The organism is Bordetella genomosp. 4 (assembly GCF_002261185.1).
GTDB lineage: Bacteria > Pseudomonadota > Gammaproteobacteria > Burkholderiales > Burkholderiaceae_B > Bordetella_A.
Genome location: NZ_NEVQ01000012.1, coordinates 21,928 through 40,735, shown reverse-complemented (window position 1 = coordinate 40,735; position 18,808 = coordinate 21,928). Strand labels below are relative to the sequence as shown.

The window sequence follows — 18,808 nt, the reverse complement described above, 5'->3', positions numbered from 1 at the left end:
GAGTGTCGCGGATTCTACCGCCCTGCTTGGAAAATAAATCTATTCCAAGGGTAACGCGGTCTGATACTTGACTTGCTTTAACGCGAACCCCGATCGGATATTGCGCACCCCGGGAATCCGCGACAATCGGCTCACCACAAAACGTTCCAGCCCTTGAATATCGGGTACGACCACGCGCAATAGATAGTCTGCGTCGCCACTCATCAAATAGCATTCCATGACTTCGGGACATTCGGCCATGGCGTTCTGGAAACGATCCAGCTCGGTCTCGATCTGTTTTTCCAGGCTCACCTGGATGAACACATTCAGGCTCAAGCCCAGTTGCAGCGGGTCGGCCAGCGCCACATACCCGCGTATCACGCCAGCCGCCTCGAGGGCCTTGACCCGCGCCAGGCAGGGCGATGGCGACAGGTGGACGCGGCGCGCCAACTCGACATTGGTCAGGCTGGAATCCGTTTGCAAGATCCCCAGAATGCGGCGATCGATGCTATCGAGCGATGCGTTCGGCATGTTTATCCTAAAGACTTGGTAATTGCGGATTATTATGCCGCCAACGTGCGCTTAGAGGCGCACATTCGATCACTTATGCCACGATGAAAGCGCTAGGATGAACGTCTACACGGAGACTTCATCATCATGCTCGACATAGTGGCCACGCGTCAGACCAGCGACATCGACCCCATTGAAACCAGCGAATGGCGCGACGCGCTGCTATCGCTGGTGCAGACCGCCGGCATCGAGCGAGCGGCCTATGTTCTGGAAGCGCTGCTTGCCCAAGCGGCCGCGCTGGGCGTGCGCGCAGGCGGCCAGACGCGCAGCGCGTATTTGAATACGATCGCGGCGCGCAATGAGCCGCCGTTTCCCGGCGATCTGGCGGTCGAGGAGCGCATTGCCTCGATCAACCGCTGGAATGCCCTGGCCATGGTGGTGCGCGCCAACCAGGCGCACGGTGAATTGGGCGGACACATTGCCAGCTACGCCTCGGCGGCAGATCTGTTCGAGGTGGGATTCAACCATTTCTTTCGCGCGCCCTGCGAGGGGTTTGCCGGGGATCTCGTCTACCTGCAACCGCATTCGGCGCCCGGCGTCTATGCCCGGGCGTTTCTGGAAGGCTTTCTCAGCGAAGACGATCTGGCCCATTTCCGCCAGGAGATCACCGCTCGCGAACGTGGCCTGCGTGGGCTGTCGTCATATCCCCATCCGTGGCTCATGCCCGATTTCTGGCAATTCCCCACCGGGTCGATGGGGATCGGGCCGATCAATGCGATCTACCAGGCCCGTTTCATGCGCTACCTGGAACACCGATCACTCGCGCAGCCCTCCGGCCGCAAGGTCTGGGGTCTGTTCGGCGACGGCGAAATGGACGAACCCGAATCGATCGCCGCATTGACACTGGCCGCCCGTGAAAAACTCGACAACCTCGTGTTCGTCGTGAACTGCAATCTGCAACGCCTGGACGGTCCGGTGCGCGGCAACGGCCGCATCATCGACGAGCTCGAAACGCTCTACGCCGGCGCCGGATGGAACGTCATCAAACTGGTGTGGGGCGGCGACTGGGATGCCCTGCTGGCGCGCGACACCGATGGCGCGCTGGCACGCGCCTTTGCCCACACCGTAGACGGACAGTTCCAGACCTTCGCCGCCAATGACGGCGCCTATAACCGTGCGCACTTCTTCAATCAAAACCCCGAGTTAGCCGCGCTGGTCGCGGATTGGTCGGACGAAGCCATCGACCGGCTGCGCCGCGGCGGCCACGATATCGTCAAGATCCATGCCGCCTATCATCGCGCGGTACGTCATCGCGGCCAGCCCACGGTCATCCTGGCCCAGACCAAAAAAGGCTTTGGCATGGGCACGGCCGGCCAGGGCAAAATGACTACCCACCAGCAGAAAAAACTGGATGACGAAGCACTGCTGGCATTTCGCGACCGGTTTGCGCTGCCGATCTCGGACGCCGACTGTCTGGCGTTGAAATTCTATAAACCCGCTCAAGACAGCGCCGAGCTGCGCTATTTACAGTCGCGCCGCGCAGTCCTGGGCGGTCACCTGCCTCGCCGGCGTACCGAATCGCCGCGCCTGCCCGTGCCCGCCACCGAGCAATGGGCGCGTTTTGCGCTGCAGGCCGATGGCAAGGAAATGTCGTCCACGATGGCCATCGTGCGCATGCTGGGCGGATTATTGAAAGACGACCAATTGGGTTCGCGCATCGTGCCCATCGTGGCCGACGAGGCGCGCACCTTTGGCATGGCCAATCTGTTCCGGCAAATCGGGATTTACTCCGCGCAGGGCCAGTTGTACGAACCCGAGGACATCGGCTCGGTGCTGTATTACCGTGAGGCGCTGGATGGACAGATCCTCGAAGAAGGCATTACCGAAGCCGGCGCGATTTCCTCGTGGACGGCGGCCGGCACCAGCTATTCGGTCAATGGCCTGCCGATGCTGCCCTTCTATATTTACTACTCGATGTTCGGCTTCCAACGCATCGGTGACCTGATCTGGGCCGCAGCCGATCAACGTGCGCGCGGATTCCTGATCGGCGCTACCTCGGGCCGCACCACATTGGGCGGCGAAGGCCTGCAGCATCAGGACGGCTCCAGCCATCTGATTGCATCCACTGTCCCGAACTGCCGTGCCTATGATCCGGCCTATGCCTATGAGGTCGCCGTCATTCTGGAACACGGCATGAAGCGCATGCTGGATGAGCAATGCGACGAGTTTTACTACGTCACAGTCACCAACGAGAACCTCGCTCAGCCTAATCTGCCCGGTGATAGCGCCCGCGAGGGCATCCTGCGCGGGATGCATCGAGTCCGAACTGCCATGCCTCGGGACGAGCTGGCAACGGGGTCCGAGCCGGACCGCTCTGCTGCGGCGGACTCTGCGACGGCGCAAAGCAACGTAGACAACGACGAGCCGCCTCACGTGCGCCTGCTCGCGGCCGGCCCCATGCTCAACGAAGCTCTGCGCGCTGCCGAGCGGCTGCATCAGGATTTTGGCATCGCCGCCGAAGTCTGGAGCGTGACCAGCTTTTCCGAGTTGGCCCGCGATGGCCGAGCCTGCGAACGAGACCGCGTACTGGGCCTGAACCGCCCATCCGCGCAAAGCTGGCTGGAACAATGCCTGCCGGGCACTGTTCCCGTGGTCGCCGCCAGCGATTATGTGCGCGCAGTGCCGGACCAGATCCGTGCATGGATCAAGGCCCCGTATCGCACATTGGGTACTGACGGCTTTGGCCGCAGCGATACGCGGGCCCGGTTGCGTGATTTCTTTGAGGTCAGTGCCGACTGGATCGCGCTGCACGCGCTCGATTTGCTCGCCGAGCAGGACTCGCGCCATGATGCCGCCCGGCAGCAATTGCGGGACCAGTTGAACACGACACGACGTACTGTCGTGCCATGGCTGAGCTGAATCGGCGGTATCGTCAACGGGCGCTCATGACGAATTCGCTGCACTGCAGCAAACATTGATGCGCGGTTTCTGTTGAAATATACGCCTTCGCGATTCCCAAACGGGCCCCTTGCGGGCCCGTTTTCTACTTTGTCAGCAGTGCAGCATAGGTCTTCCTCACCATGGACGAAACCCTAACCAAACTGGCGCTTGATTATCACGCCTACCCCACCCCCGGCAAAATCTCGGTCACGCCTACCAAGACCCTGGCCAACCAGGACGATCTGTCCCTGGCCTATTCGCCCGGCGTTGCCGCAGCGTGCATGGCGATTTTCGATCAAGGCGATGACGCCGCCTCCATGTACACTTCGCGCGCCAACCTGGTTGGTGTGATCACCAACGGCACCGCCGTTCTAGGTCTGGGCAACATCGGCCCTCTGGCTGCGAAGCCCGTGATGGAAGGCAAAGGCTGCCTGTTCAAGAAATTCGCCGGCATCGACGTGTTCGACATCGAACTCGCCGAAACCGATCCGGACAAACTGGTCGACATCATTGCAGCCCTCGAACCGACCCTGGGCGGCGTCAACCTCGAAGACATCAAGGCGCCCGAGTGCTTCTATATCGAAAAGAAGCTGCGCGAGCGCATGAAGATCCCCGTCTTTCACGACGACCAGCATGGCACGGCCATCATCTCGTCGGCCGCCATCCTGAATGGCCTGAAAGTAGTCGGAAAAGACATCGGGCAAGTCAAACTGGCCGTCTCCGGCGCTGGTGCTGCCGCCATTGCCTGCCTGGATCTGCTGGTGAACCTGGGCATCAAACGCGAGAATATCTACGTCGTCGATTCGCGCGGCGTGATCTGGGAAGGCCGTGAAGAAAACATGGAGCCCAACAAAAAGCGCTACGCGCAAAACACCGAGGCACGCACCTTGGCCGACGTGGTGCGCGACGCTGACGTATTCCTCGGTTGCTCGACCGCTGGCGTGCTGACGGCCGACATCGTCAAGACCATGGCCGACAAGCCGCTGATCCTGGCGTTGGCCAATCCTGAGCCCGAGATCCGCCCCGAAGTCGCCCGCGCTGCGCGCCCGGACTGCATCATTGCAACCGGCCGTTCGGACTACCCGAACCAAGTCAACAACGTTCTGTGCTTCCCCTTCATTTTCCGTGGCGCCATGGACGCCGGCGCCTCGCGCATTACCGAGGAAATGAAGCTCGCCTGCGTCAAGGCCATCGCCGAGCTGGCCGAAGCCGAACAGAATGACGAAGTCGCACTGGCCTATGCTGGCCAGGAGCTGTCGTTCGGCCCGGAATACATCATTCCCAAGCCCTTCGATCCCCGTCTGATCGTGCAGATCGCGCCTGCCGTGGCCCAGGCCGCCGCCGACTCCGGCGTCGCCGCGCGCCCCATCGAAGACATCGAAGCCTATCGCCAAAAACTGATGGGCTTTGTCTACCACTCGGGCCAACTGATGCGCCCGCTGTTCGCGCAGGCCAAGAAAGCGCCCAAGCGCGTGATCTATGCCGACGGCGAAGACGAACGCGTACTGCGCGCCGTACAGACCGTCGTGGACGAAAAACTGGCACAACCGATTCTGGTGGGCCGTCCTTCTGTGATCGAAATGCGCGTCAAAAAGGCGGGACTGCGTCTGGTGAACGGCCAGAACATCGAGATCGTGGATCCAGAAGACGACAGCCGTTTCAACGAAACCTGGAACGCGTATTACCAGCTCAAGGGCCGTGAAGGCGTCACGCCCGATATCGCCAAGGCCATGATCCGCAAACACAACACACTGATCGGCGCCATGCTGCTGCGTCGCGGTGATGCGGATGCCTTGCTGTGCGGTGTGGCCAGCAAATACGACAACCAGTTGAAGTACGTCGAGGAAATCATCGGCCGCAAGCCGGGCCAGACCTTTGCCGCGCTCAACGTGTTGATGCTGCCGGATCAAACGCTGTTTGTCACCGACACGCACGTCAACGAAAACCCGACCGCCGAAGAAGTCGCGAGCATCACGATCCAGGCGGCCGACGAAATGCGCCGCTTTGGCGTCATGCCCAAAATCGCACTGCTGTCGCACTCGAACTTCGGCAGCCGCATCACCGACTCGTCGCGCAAAATGTCCGAAGCACGCCGTCTGGTCGAAGAACGCGCGCCCGAGCTGGAAGTCGAAGGTGAAATGCATGCGGACTCGGCCCTGTCGGAAAAAATCCGTCAAAAGGCCTATCCCGACAGCAAGCTCAAAGGCCCGGCCAATCTGTTGGTGATGCCTAATCTGGATACGGGCAACATCACCTACAACATGCTGAAAATGACCGGCAGCAACGGTATCGCCATGGGCCCCATCCTGCTGGGTGCGGCACGTCCGGTGCATATCCTGACGACCAGCGCTACCGTGCGCCGCATCGTCAACATGACCGCACTGGCCGTGGTCGATGCACAGCAAGAGGCCGCTGAAAAGCGCTCGGCCTGATTGCTTGCCGCAAGCACGCCTCGCGCGTGCTCTGTATGACCGCTGGCGGATCAGATACACTGATCCGCCAGTTGGCTAGCAGGCCTTGCCAACACGACGTGCATCGATTACCGGAGCCCATTCATGTTGCAAGACGCCCTGCTCGCCTGGATTCACTACCTCGCGATCTTTCTCTTGATCGTCGCCATGAGCGCGCAGACCGTACTGCTGCGGCCGGATATCTCTCCCTCTGTTGTACGCCGATTGGCCTTGTATGACCGCTTGTACCTGGCCTGTGCAATCGCGGTGCTGATTACCGGGCTATTACGCTTGAGCTTTGGTGCCAAAGGGGCGGCCTTTTATATGCCGAATCCATGGTTTCATGCCAAGATCGGCTTGTTTGTCTTGATCGGGCTGTGTTCTATCCCACCGACTCTGGCTTTTCTGCGGTGGAACAAACAAGCACGCACCGAACCCGGCTATGTCCCCGATGCCCAGCAAGTCAAACGCGCGCGGCGCTGGGTAATGCTGGAGGCCCATCTGCTAGTGTTGCTGCCGCTATTTGCTGTGTTGATGGCGCGTGGTATCGGCATGTAATCGCCCGACATGCGCACGCCTGTCGCAGGCATGCGTGCAAAAAATTTACGCAGAATTTATACGCCTGTGCATTTCCGTAATAGAGAGTTTACGCACCTGAGCTGAATACTTAGGCATGGCTGTTTCGCCATTTATTTGCGAAATCAAAACATGTCCGAGTATCTCTTATTCCTGGCGCTGCTTATCGCGCTCGGCTGGCCTTTAGGCCGCTATCTCGCTGCCGTCATGCGTGGTGCGCCCATGCGCAGCGACATCCTGTTCAACTGGATCGAACGGCCACTTTATGCCTTGATCGGTACGCGCGCAGATCAGGGCATGAGCTGGCGCAGCTACGCCGCTGCCTTTCTCGTGAGCAACCTGTTTCTGGCCTTGGTCGTATGGGTTATTTTCATGACCCAGGCGTGGCTGCCGTTCAACCCTGATCATGTCCCAAACATGAACTGGGATCTGGCGCTGCACACGATGGTCTCGTTTCTCACCAACACGAACCAGCAGCATTATTCCGGGCAGGCGCAGCTTTCCTATTTCTCACAGATGACGGGCATTGTCGGCCTGCAAGTGGCCACACCCATCATGGGTCTGGCATTGGCCGCCGCCACACTGCGTGGGCTGTTCGGCGGCCGCCAGGCCAAAACTACGCCGGACGATACAACAGAGACCACGGCAGCGACGATAGATGTCGGCAACTATTGGGCCGACGTGATTCGAGCCGCCCTGCGATTCGTGCTGCCGTTATGCCTGATCTGGTCAATGCTGCTGACTTGGCAAGGCGTGCCCGCAACGCTGGACGGTGCGGCCACCGCCGCGCCGATAGACGCACCAGCGACGATGACAGAACAAAAAATCCCAGTGGGTCCGGTCGCGCCCATGGTCGCAATCAAACAGTTGGGCAGCAACGGCGGGGGCTGGTACGGCCCCAACAGCGCAACGCCGCTGGAAAATCCCACACCGTTATCGAATTTCCTGGAAATGCTGGGCATCACTTTGATTCCGGTTGCCGTCATTTTCATGATTTCGCCTTTCACCGGCCGCCGCAAATTTGGCGCAATGGTTTTTGGCACGATGCTGACCTTGTCCGTAATCTCCAGCGGTCTGGCATTATGGTCCGAGAACGGATCCCACACCACGGCCGATATCGCAGTGATGGAGGGCAAGGAAGTCCGCTTGGGCACCGATGCCTCGGCGCTATGGGCGGCTGCGACGACACAGGTCAACAACGGTTCTGTCAACATGATGCTGGACTCTGCCGCGCCGCTGACAGGCATGGTCGCCATGGTGAACATGCTGATCAATGCCATTTGGGGCGGCATAGGCTGCGGCCTGCAGCAATTCATCGTGTATCTGCTGCTGAGCGTCTTTCTCGCAGGCCTGATGACGGGCCGCACGCCAGAGCTGTTCGGGCGCAAGATCGAAGGTCCCGAAGTCAAGCTTCTGGGCATCCTGGTGGTATGGCAGCCGTTAGTCATCCTGGCCTTTACCGCAGTGACGCTCGCAATACCTGCGTTGACCGGAAACTCCAACCCAGGATTCCATGGCATCAGTCAGGTGTTCTATGAGTACGTATCCGCGTTCGCCAACAACGGCTCAGGATTCGAAGGGCTGGCAGACGCCACACCCTGGTGGAACGTCACCTGCGCCATCGTGCTGGCCGCCGGACGATACCCTGCTCTGATTATTCCCCTGGCCATCGCCGCCATGCTCGCGCGCAAGCGGCGGGCAGCCGAAGGCCCCGGCACCCTGCAAATAGAAACGCCGACCTTCGCGCTCACTTTGATCGGCATTGTCATCATTCTCACGCTGCTGCAGTTCATGCCCGTGCTGGTGCTGGGGCCTGTTGCGGATCACCTGTCGTTGATGTCGCTGCTCGCCCGATAAAGGAAACCGAAATGAACGCCATGCATACTGCGCAAATAGAGCACCACACCGATAGCGTCAACGTGGAGTCTCCGCTGAAAGCCGCACTCATCGATTCGTTTATCAAACTGGCGCCGCACCATGTCTTGAAAAATCCCGTCATGGCGGTTGTCTGGGCCGGAACACTCCTGACAGCGATTGCGGCGCTATCAGGCTGGACCCACGCCGGATTTGGATGGGCCGTCACGGCGGTGCTATTCATCACTGTGCTATTCGCGAATTTCGCCGAAGCCGTGGCTGAGGCACGTGGCCGTGGCCAAGCCGCTGCATTGCGCCGCGCCCGCAAAGACCTGGTGGCGCATCGCCTGGATCAGACGGGCAACACGAGCATTGTTCCCGCAGCAGATCTGCGTCCCGATGACCAAGTCGTCGTACAGGAAGGTCAATTGATCCCTGCAGATGGCGAGATCATCGAAGGACTGGCATCCATCAACGAATCCGCCATCACGGGTGAGTCCGCACCGGTCCTGCGCGAAGCCGGTACGGACCGCTCCGGTGTGATCGGCGGCACCAAGGTGTTGTCGGACCGCATCATCGTGCGCATTACCGCCGAGCCAGGCAATAGTTTTCTCGATCGCATGATCGCCTTGGTCGAAGGTTCCAGCCGGCAAAAAACGCCCAATGAGATCGCGCTGGGTCTGCTGCTGGCAGTCATGACTCTGACGTTTCTGATCGTGGTCATCACGCTGCCCTTTATTGGCAACTTCGTAGGCATCCAGACAGACGTCGTTCTGCTGGTTGCATTGCTGGTGTGCCTGATTCCCACTACGATCGGCGGCCTCCTTCCCGCCATTGGCATCGCAGGCATGAATCGCGCACTCAAAGCCAATGTACTGGCCAAATCCGGCAAGGCCGTGGAGATCGCAGGTGACGTCGATGTCCTGCTCTTGGACAAGACCGGCACCATCACGCTCGGCGACCGGCAAGCGACCGCCTTTCATGCATTGGCGGGCATCGACGAACTGCAACTGCGCCAGACAGCGTGGCTGGCCTCGCTCGCCGATCCTACGCCAGAAGGCAAATCCATCGTCAAACTGGCCCTCAGCCAAGGCGGCCTCGGCGATGCTCCCAAAGGCGCGCAGTTCGTGCCGTTTTCCGCCCAGACCAGAATGTCGGGTGTCGATCTGCCAAACGGACGCATCATCCGTAAAGGCGCTATTGATGCGATCGCCGGGTATGTGCAAATGCACGGCGGCAACGTCCCGGCGGCCTTGCAGACACGAGTCGCCGATGTCGCACGCAAAGGCGCAACGCCGCTGGTCGTATGCGACGACAACACCATACTGGGTGTCATCGAGCTATCCGATGTGATCAAGCACGGCATCAAGGAACGCTTTGCCCGCCTGCGTGCAATGGGTATCAAGACCGTCATGATCACGGGAGACAACCCGCTGACTGCGGCGAGCATCGCGGCCGAAGCCGGTGTCGATGACTATATTGCACAGGCCAAACCGGAGGACAAACTAGCCCGCATTCGCGCTGAACAAATGGATGGCAGGTTAGTGGCGATGGTCGGTGACGGCACCAACGATGCGCCCGCCTTGGCCCAGGCCGACGTCGGATTGGCGATGAATTCCGGAACGCAGGCGGCAAAAGAGGCAGGCAACATGGTGGATCTGGATTCCGATCCAGCCAAGCTGCTTGCCGTGGTCGAAATCGGCAAGCAGCAGCTCATTACGCGCGGCGCATTGACGACGTTTTCCTTGGCGAATGACGTCTCCAAATACTTTGCCATCCTGCCCGCGCTATTCGCTGCATCGATTCCACAAATGGCGGCATTGAACATCATGCAACTGTCCAGCCCGACGAGCGCGGTGCTGTCGGCGTTGATTTTCAACGCCATCATCATCCCGCTGCTGATCCCGCTGGCCTTGCGCGGCGTGCGTTTCAAGCCTGCGAGCGCAACGGCGCTCTTGCGCAACAACATGCTGGTATACGGCGTGGGTGGCGTGCTGCTCCCGTTCGCCGGGATAAAACTCATCGACTTGATGTTATCGACGCTATTCAGTATCTGAGACAACAGCCATGACAGCTATTACAACTGCTACTACGCACGGCACATTCACCGCTCAATGCCGCACGAGTATTGTGCGCGGCGCCATTGCCCTGACGTTCATCACGTTGTCGGGATTCGGATTCCTCTACTCGCTGGCTGGCGTAGGCATTGGCCAAGCCCTGTTCCCGCACACTGCCAATGGCAGCCTGATCGAACGTGACGGCAAAGTCATTGGATCCGCACTGGTGGCACAACCGTTCATCAGCGACATGTATTTCCATCCTCGCCCGTCGGCCAGCAATTACGATCCGACAGCTCTGGCGGGCAGCAATCAGGCCCGCACCAACCCGGACTTGCGCAAACGTCTGGAAGACACTCGCGCCGCTATCGCGCAACGCGAAGGCGTGGACCGGCTCTCGGTGCCGGGTGATCTATTCACGCAATCTGGCGCAGGCATTGATCCGCATATCACTGCGGCGAGCGCCGCTATTCAGGTGGATCGCATCGCCCGCGCCCGAGGGGTGCCGCGCGACGAGATCGCCAATCTGCTGGCGCAACACACCGAGGCAAAACAATGGGGCGTGTTCGGGCAGCCGCGAGTTAATGTCCTGCAATTGAATCTGGCATTGGATGCAGTCGGGACAAAAACGTTGCGTTAACGATATAGCGCGGCAGCCATGGGCCACGCTGACGTCGCGTCGACGATGCTGCCGTGTGGTTATAACCCCCCACTAAGTGCGAGAATAGGCCCAAGACGAGACTGTGAGTGCCCCGTGATCCATGAGCGCCAAACAGACTGAACAAGCCAACGCCCTGCTGGGCGAACTCAACCGCCAGGCAGCTGGCCGGTTGACCGTTTTTTTGGGTGCAGCACCCGGTGTCGGCAAAACCTACGCCATGCTGACGCGTGCACACGAACTGCACCGCCAGGGCGCGGACATCGTGATCGGGATTGTCGAAACGCATGGCCGCAGCGAAACCCAGGCCCTCGTCGCAGGACTGCCGATACAGCCGCGAAAACTGCTGGACTATCAAGGCCGACAACTGGAGGAGATGGATCTGGACGGGCTCCTGGCCCGCCAGCCCGCCATTGCCCTCGTGGATGAACTGGCCCATCGCAACGTCCCCGGCAGCCGCCACGAACGGCGCTGGCAAGACGTCGTGGAGCTGTTGAACGCCGGCATCGACGTGTACACCACCGTCAACATCCAGCACCTGGAAAGCTTGAACGATGTGGTGCACCAGATTACCGGCATTCGCGTCAGCGAGACCGTTCCCGATGCGGTTTTCGAACATCTGCGCGACATTCGTCTGGTCGATCTGCCTGCGCGCGAGCTGATCGAACGGCTGAATCAAGGCAAGGTGTATTTACCCGAGCAAGCCGCCCGCGCCTTGCAAGCCTTCTTCTCTCCGTCCAACCTCACGGCGCTGCGCGAGCTGGCAATGCAGACCGTGGCTGCGCACGTTGATGCTGACCTGCGCGAGACGCGTGCGGCGCGCGGCCTGGGGGCACTGGCCATCCAGCATCATGTGCTGATTGCCATCGATGGCAAAGGGCAATCGGAATATCTGGTGCGCGCAGGTGCACGCATTGCCGAACGGCGCGGGGCGCCATGGTCGGTCGTCACGGTAGAGACCGGCACGGCAGCTGAAGCGACAGTGCCCGCCAAACGCCGCGATGAATCACTGGAAACGACAGCGAGAACGGCCGCCCGTGCAGAGCAACAACGTCTGCTGGAGATAGACAAAGCCTTTGCGCTGGCACGGACGCTGGGAGGAGAAGCCGAGATCCTCCACAACAGCGACATCATCCAGGCACTGCTGGACGCGGCTGCCGCACGTGGCGCCCGATCGATCGTGATCGGACGTACCCGCGAACGTCCTATTGCACGGATTTTCAATCGAACACTGACGCAACAGCTCCTGCAGCGCGGCGTCCGTTACGAACTGACCATCATCAGTACGCCACACGCCAAACAAAAATCGTTCTGGAGGTCCCGCATCAACAGCAAAGGCCTGCTGTGGCGGGAATCTCTGCTTGCCGTACTGACCAGCGTAGGAGCAGTAGGCGTCGCGACACTGGCAGAGCGTTTCCTGGGCTTGCAGGATTTGTCATTGGTGTTTCTCGTGGCCGTGATCTGGGTCGCATCGCGCACGCGCATGGTGCCCGCCGTCATCACCGCCTTGCTCTGCTTTCTGGCTTACGATTTTTTCTTTATCGAACCTCGATTCACGTTGCTGATCGGCGCACATCGCGGTGTGGCGACCGTCATGCTGTTCCTCGCCGCCGCGCTGATTGCAGGCCGTCTGGCATCGCGATTACGGGCTCAGGTGATCGCATTGCGAGCCGCCAACATCCACGCCACAGCCATGCAAATGCTGGGACGCCGGCTCACCAAAGCAGCCGATCTTGGAGAAGTGATCACCGCAGGCACGACGGCGCTGCAATCGACATTACGAGCCGAGACATGGATGCAAATCAACGGGGAAACGGGTCCAGTGTCCCCTGCCGGTCAACTGACGGAAAAGGACATGACCGCCGCCGATTGGACACGGGAGCACGGCCAGCCTAGCGGCCGCTATACCGATACGCTGAGCCACTGCCCATGGTGGTTCCTGCCGATACGCTCCGACCAGGAAACTTTCGGCGTTGTGGGCCTGAAATTTCCCTCGAATGAAAAACGCCTTTCTTTCGAGCAAAGGCGACTGGCCGAAAGCATGGTGGAAGACATCGGCCAGGCAGCGCTGCGTACGAATCTGGTATCCGCACTGGAATCGGCACGCGTTACGGGAGAAACCGAACGGTTGCGATCAGCTCTGTTATCGTCGGTGTCACACGATCTGAGATCACCCTTGTCATCCATGATAGGCGCCGCGGACAGCCTGATGCGCTATGGCAGCAATATGGATCAGGACGATCAAAAGGCCTTGCTCGAAACCATACAGGTGGAAGGCGAACGCCTGGATCGCTATATCCAGAACCTGCTCGATATGACCCGGTTGGGACATCAGGGCCTGAGCCTGAAAAGGGACTGGATCGGTATTGACGAACTGGTCGGCTCGGCCTGTCAGCGGTTACAACGATATAGCCCTACGGTACGCATCGACCACGACATCCCGTCCGATTTGCCACCTATCCACGTACACCCGGCACTCATTGAGCAAGCCCTGTTCAATGTCATGGAGAACGCGGCCAAATTTTCCCCTCCCGGCGAACCTATACGAATTCAAGTCCAACGCCTGGATACGGATCACGCGCAGATCGACATCTCCGATCGAGGTCCTGGCATTCCGGAAACAGAGCGAAAATCCATTTTCGATATGTTTTATAGCGTCGAACGCGGTGATCGAGGCAAACAGGGCACGGGCTTGGGATTGACGATCGTTCAGGGTATCGTAGGCGCTCACATGGGCAGCGTTCAGGCTCTGCCAGGCCCGCAACATCGCGGCACAACGATCCGATTGATCTTGCCTTGGGGCGAGTCCCCGGGCCAGGAAGCCAAAGAAGATGAAACAACCTCATGAAGAGAACGCAGGAACATCACCCGCCCGCATTCTCGTCATCGACGATGAGCCGCAGATTCGCAAGTTTGTCGATATCAGCCTGCGGGCGCAGGGTTACCAGACATTATTGGCAGAGGCCGGCCATGAAGGATTGACATTACTGGCCAGCAAAGGCGCAGACCTCATTGTTCTAGACCTGGGCCTGCCCGATATGGACGGCAGCGAGGTACTCAGAGAACTGCGGCAGTGGTCCAACGTCCCGGTCATCGTGCTGACAGTGCGATCCAGCGAGGACCAGAAAGTATCCCTGCTGGACGCAGGCGCCAACGACTACGTCACCAAACCCTTTGGCATCGAAGAACTGATGGCCCGCATCCGCGCTTTTCTGCGCATGGCGGGAGCAAACACGGATGACAGCACAGCATACGACGATGGCCATCTGCGCATCGATTGGGTTCGACGCGAAGTCCGTCTCGACGAGCAGAACATCACCCTCACGCGCAAGGAATTTGCACTCCTGACCATGCTCGCCCGGCAGCCCGGCCGGCTGATCACCCAGACGCAAATCCTGCGGGAAATATGGGGCCCGACGCACACCGAAGACACCCACTACCTGCGCATCCTCGTCGGCAAACTCCGGCACAAACTCGGCGACAACGCCCTGGCTCCGCGCTACATCGTCACCGAGCCGGGCGTAGGCCTGAGATTCATCGATCAGCAAAAATCATAGCGGCCAAAGCCGCATAACAAAAAAGCCACGCATCCAAAGACACGTGGCTTTCTCTCATCACCAGCAAACCGCCCCGCAAAGAGGCGGCGCCATATGACGAATTAACGCTTGTCCATCGACGGCACGTCGCGCGTGACCGAACCGGTGAACAGCTGACGCGGACGGCCGATCTTGTAATCGGGATCCGACAACATTTCGTTCCACTGAGCGATCCAGCCCACCGTACGAGCCAATGCGAAGATGGCCGTGAACAGCGAGGTCGGGATGCCAATGGCGCGTTGCACGATACCCGAGTAGAAGTCCACGTTCGGGTAGAGCTTGCGCTGCACGAAGTAGTCGTCTTCCAGAGCGATACGCTCGAGTTCCATGGCCAGCTTGAACAGCGGATCGTTTTCCAGACCCAGCGATTGCAGCACCTCTTTGCAAGTTTCTTGCATCAGCTTGGCGCGCGGATCGTAGTTCTTGTAGACACGGTGGCCAAAGCCCATCAGGCGCACGCCCGAGTTCTTGTCCTTGACCTTTTCCATGAACTCGCCGACCTTGGCCACGCCGCCGTTGGCTTGCAGTTCCTCGAGCATTTGCAGGCAAGCTTCGTTGGCGCCGCCGTGAGCCGGGCCCCACAAGCAAGCTACGCCAGCGGAGATCGCAGCGAACGGGTTGGTGCCCGACGAACCGCACAGACGCACGGTCGAGGTCGATGCGTTCTGTTCGTGGTCAGCGTGCAGGATAAAGATACGATCCAGAGCGCGTTCGACGACTTCGTTGACCTTGTACTCTTCGCACGGCGTGGCAAACATCATGCGCAGGAAATTGCCGGTGTACGACAGATTGTTCTGCGGGTAGATGAACGGTTGGCCGACCGAGTATTTGTACGCCATCGCGACCAGCGTCGGCATCTTGGCGATCAAACGGATGGCCGAGATGTGACGGTGCTGAGGATTCGTGATGTCGGTCGAGTCATGGTAGAACGCCGACAGCGCGCCCACCAGGCCGGTCAACACAGCCATCGGGTGAGCATCGCGACGGAAGCCGCGCAGGAAGAAATGCAGCTGTTCGTTTACCAGGGTGTGGTTCGTGACCTGCGAATCGAAGTCGGTTTTTTGATCTTTGTTGGGCAGCTCGCCGTTCAGGATCAGATAGCAGATGTCGAGGAAATCGCAATTCACCGCCAACTGTTCGATGGGATAGCCGCGATACAGCAATTCGCCCTTGTCACCGTCGATGTAGGTGATACCGGACTCGCACGCCGCCGTCGACATAAAGCCGGGGTCGAACGTGAACATGCCCGTTTGGCCGTACAGCTTGCGGATGTCGATGACGTCCGGGCCAACCGTGCCCTTGTAGACAGGGAACTCGATCGGCGCGGCGCCGTCCGAGAACGATAGAGTGGCTTTTTTGTCAGACAGATTCATCGCTAATTTCCTCACAATTAATCAAAGCTCACGCATCTTTGCGACGATGGTGCGTAATCTAGGCGTGTCCAGGGCTCCTTCGAGCTCTTTGCGTGCCAGCAGCAGATCGAGCAGGTCGTTGTCTCCCATCTCGAACAGCTGCGTCAACGCACCGACGTCCTCGTCCGTAAGCTGCGTTTCGTACGCATCCAGATAACGGGTAATGATCAAGTCATTTTCGAGCAGCCCACGGCGTGCCCGCCACCGCAGGCGTGCCCGTTCAAGTTCAGTCAGGGTGCTCATATTGATCTCTATACCGTGTTAACTAGACCGTGCGGCGAACCATCAGTTCCTTGATCTTGCCGATCGCCTTGGTCGGGTTCAGACCCTTGGGACAGACATCGACACAGTTCATGATGGTGTGGCAACGGAACAGGCGGTACGGGTCCTCGAGGTTGTCCAGACGGGAACCCGTGGCTTCGTCGCGGCTATCGGCGATGAAGCGGTAGGCTTGCAGCAGGCCGGCGGGACCGACGAACTTGTCGGGGTTCCACCAGAACGACGGGCAGGACGTCGAGCAGCAGGCGCACAGAATGCACTCGTACAGGCCGTCGAGCTCTTCGCGCGCCTCGGGCGACTGCAGGCGCTCGCGCTCGGGCGGCGGCGTATCGTTGATCAGATACGGACGCACCGAGTGGTACTGATTGAAGAAGTGCGTCATGTCCACGATCAGATCGCGGATCACGGGCAGGCCTGGCAGCGGCTTCAGAACGATGGGTTCCTTGAGCTCGCGCAGGTTGGTCGTGCAGGACAGGCCGTTCTTGCCATTGATGTTCATGGCGTCGGAACCGCACACGCCTTCGCGGCACGAGCGGCGCAGCGACAGGCTGTCGTCCACGTCGTTCTTGATGCGCACGAGCGCGTCGAGCAGCATCTTGTCGGTGGGCTGGAGTTCGACTTCCAGCTTTTGCATGTACGGGCGCTCGTCCTTGTCCGGATCGTAGCGGTAAATCTCGAATTTGACGATTCTCTTGGTGCTCATCACAGCATCCTGCTTAGAAAGTACGCGCTTTGGGCGGGAAGGACTCGACGGTCATGGGCTTCATCTGGACGGGTTTGTATTCCAGACGGCTGCCTTCGGAATACCAAAGGGTGTGCTTCAGCCAGTTTTCGTCGTCGCGGTTCGGGTGGTCGTCCAGCGCATGAGCGCCACGGCTCTCGGTACGGTTGGCAGCCGACTTGATGGTGGCGCGTGCCACTTCGGTCATGTTGGCGACTTCGAGTGCCTCGACGCGAGCCATGTTGAAGACCTTGGACTTGTCCTTGTAGTAGATGTGCTCGGCTTGCTTGGCCAGGTCTTCGATCTGACCCACGCCTTCGTTGAGCAATTCCAGCGTACGGAACACGCCGCAGTGACGCTGCATCGACATACGGATGGCGTTGGCGACGTCTTGCGTTTTTTCGCCGGACGTACGGGCCTCGAGCTTGGCCAGGCGGTCCATCGAGAAATCGACGGCTTCCTTGGGCACCGGCTGGTGCGCATGCTGGCGCTCGGGGTGCGAATTCACGATGTGATTACCCGTGGCGCGGCCGAACACGATCAGGTCGAGCAGCGAGTTCGTACCCAGGCGGTTGGCGCCGTGCACCGATACGGCAGCGCATTCGCCGATGGCGTACAGGCCGTTGACGATCTTGTTTTCGCCATTGACGCGGGTCAGCACCTGGCCGTGGTAGTTCGCCGGAATACCGCCCATCTGATAGTGGATGGTCGGCACGACGGGGATCGGTTCTTTGATGGGATCGACGTTGCCGAATTTGATCGCGATCTCGCGGATCGAGGGCAAGCGCTTGTTGATGACGTCAGCACCGAGGTGATCGAGCTTGAGCACCACGTAGCTGCCATCGGGACCGCAACCACGGCCTTCTTTGATTTCCTGGTCCATCGAACGCGACACGAAGTCACGCGGAGCCAAGTCTTTCAGCGTGGGCGCGTAGCGTTCCATGAAGCGCTCGCCATCCTTGTTCAACAGGATGCCGCCTTCGCCGCGCACGCCTTCGGTAATCAGCACGCCTGCGCCAGCGACGCCGGTCGGGTGGAATTGCCAGAATTCCATGTCCTGCAGCGGGATGCCGGCACGCGCCGCCATGCCCAGGCCGTCGCCGGTGTTGATGAAGGCGTTGGTGGAAGCCGCCCAGATACGGCCTGCACCGCCGGTGGCCAGCACGGTGGTCTTGGCTTCGAGGATGTAGACGTCACCCGTTTCCATTTCGAGCGCGGTCACGCCGACCACATCACCCGCCTCGTTACGCAGCAGGTCCAGCGCCATCCATTCGACGAAGAACTGCGTGCGGGCCGCCACGTTGCGCTGGTACAGCGTGTGCAACAGGGCGTGGCCGGTACGGTCGGCAGCGGCACAGGCGCGCTGCACAGGTTTTTCACCAAAATTCGCGGTGTGTCCACCGAATGGACGTTGGTAGATCGTGCCATCGGCATTACGGTCAAACGGCATGCCGAAATGCTCGAGTTCGTAGACCGCATTGGGGGCTTCGCGGCACATGAATTCGATGGCGTCCTGGTCGCCCAGCCAGTCCGAACCCTTGACGGTGTCGTACATGTGCCAGTACCAGTTGTCTTCGCTCATGTTGCCCAGCGACGCGCTCACGCCGCCTTGGGCCGCCACGGTGTGCGAACGGGTCGGGAATACTTTGGACAGAACGGCTACGGACAGGCCGGCCTGGGCCAGTTGCAGCGAACAACGCATGCCGGCTCCGCCGGCGCCGACGACCACCACATCAAATTGGCGGCGTGGCAGGGAATTCATGACAGAGACCACGG

Annotated in this window: 13 protein-coding genes; 8 read left to right on the top strand and 5 right to left on the bottom strand. The window is 59.9% G+C overall.

Going from position 1 to position 18,808, the window contains the following annotated elements; genetic code table 11:
• Nucleotides 1–39: 39 nt before the first annotated feature.
• Nucleotides 40–510 carry an Lrp/AsnC family transcriptional regulator gene (locus tag CAL20_RS08100; RefSeq protein WP_094820319.1) on the bottom strand — a complete coding sequence of 157 codons (471 nt, stop codon included), beginning with the start codon at nt 508–510 and terminating at the stop codon, nt 40–42.
• 126 nt (nt 511–636) lie between these two features.
• Here CAL20_RS08100 and mdeB point away from each other — a divergent pair, with 126 nt between their 5' ends.
• The 8 genes from mdeB (at nt 637) to CAL20_RS08060 (ending at nt 14,581) form a co-directional block, all read left to right on the top strand.
• Nucleotides 637–3,408: an alpha-ketoglutarate dehydrogenase gene (gene mdeB / locus CAL20_RS08095; protein ID WP_094837595.1), complete on the top strand. Its 2,772-nt coding sequence runs from the start codon at nt 637–639 to the stop codon at nt 3,406–3,408.
• 161 nt (nt 3,409–3,569) lie between these two features.
• Nucleotides 3,570–5,861: an NADP-dependent malic enzyme gene (locus tag CAL20_RS08090; protein ID WP_094837594.1), complete on the top strand. Its 2,292-nt coding sequence runs from the start codon at nt 3,570–3,572 to the stop codon at nt 5,859–5,861.
• Nucleotides 5,862–5,984: 123 nt separating this feature from the next.
• Nucleotides 5,985–6,437, top strand: a complete 453-nt coding sequence (locus CAL20_RS08085) for a DUF2214 family protein (protein ID WP_094837593.1) — start codon at nt 5,985–5,987, stop codon at nt 6,435–6,437.
• 150 nt (nt 6,438–6,587) lie between these two features.
• The gene (gene kdpA / locus CAL20_RS08080) at nt 6,588–8,312 is read left to right on the top strand and encodes a potassium-transporting ATPase subunit KdpA (RefSeq protein ID WP_094837592.1); all 1,725 of its coding nucleotides are present in this window, start codon (nt 6,588–6,590) and stop codon (nt 8,310–8,312) included.
• A gap of 20 nt (nt 8,313–8,332) precedes the next feature.
• Entirely contained in the window at nt 8,333–10,366 is a 2,034-nt protein-coding gene (gene kdpB / locus CAL20_RS08075) for a potassium-transporting ATPase subunit KdpB (RefSeq protein WP_094837795.1), read from the top strand.
• A 10-nt stretch (nt 10,367–10,376) separates the two neighbouring features.
• Nucleotides 10,377–11,006, top strand: a complete 630-nt coding sequence (gene kdpC, locus CAL20_RS08070) for a potassium-transporting ATPase subunit KdpC (protein WP_094837591.1) — start codon at nt 10,377–10,379, stop codon at nt 11,004–11,006.
• Nucleotides 11,007–11,127: 121 nt separating this feature from the next.
• Nucleotides 11,128–13,872 carry a sensor histidine kinase gene (locus CAL20_RS08065; protein ID WP_094837590.1) on the top strand — a complete coding sequence of 915 codons (2,745 nt, stop codon included), beginning with the start codon at nt 11,128–11,130 and terminating at the stop codon, nt 13,870–13,872.
• Nucleotides 13,856–14,581: a response regulator gene (locus CAL20_RS08060; RefSeq protein WP_094837589.1), complete on the top strand. Its 726-nt coding sequence runs from the start codon at nt 13,856–13,858 to the stop codon at nt 14,579–14,581. The genes CAL20_RS08065 and CAL20_RS08060 overlap by 17 nt, the downstream gene beginning before the upstream one ends.
• A gap of 101 nt (nt 14,582–14,682) precedes the next feature.
• Here the strand turns inward: CAL20_RS08060 and CAL20_RS08055 are convergent, their stop codons facing one another.
• Genes CAL20_RS08055 through sdhA form a run of 4 tightly spaced genes read right to left on the bottom strand, consistent with a single transcriptional unit; the run spans nt 14,683 to nt 18,806 of the window.
• Nucleotides 14,683–15,993 (bottom strand): citrate synthase, encoded by a 1,311-nt coding sequence (locus tag CAL20_RS08055; RefSeq protein WP_094820310.1) that lies wholly within the window; start codon nt 15,991–15,993, stop codon nt 14,683–14,685.
• A 21-nt stretch (nt 15,994–16,014) separates the two neighbouring features.
• The gene (locus CAL20_RS08050; RefSeq protein ID WP_094820309.1) at nt 16,015–16,275 is read right to left on the bottom strand and encodes a succinate dehydrogenase assembly factor 2; all 261 of its coding nucleotides are present in this window, start codon (nt 16,273–16,275) and stop codon (nt 16,015–16,017) included.
• Nucleotides 16,276–16,297: 22 nt separating this feature from the next.
• A complete protein-coding gene (locus tag CAL20_RS08045; protein ID WP_094820308.1) occupies nt 16,298–17,014 on the bottom strand; it encodes a succinate dehydrogenase iron-sulfur subunit in 717 nt (238 codons plus the stop codon).
• Nucleotides 17,015–17,027: 13 nt separating this feature from the next.
• Nucleotides 17,028–18,806: a succinate dehydrogenase flavoprotein subunit gene (gene sdhA, locus CAL20_RS08040; RefSeq protein WP_094820307.1), complete on the bottom strand. Its 1,779-nt coding sequence runs from the start codon at nt 18,804–18,806 to the stop codon at nt 17,028–17,030.
• Between the last annotated feature and the right edge of the window lie 2 nt (nt 18,807–18,808).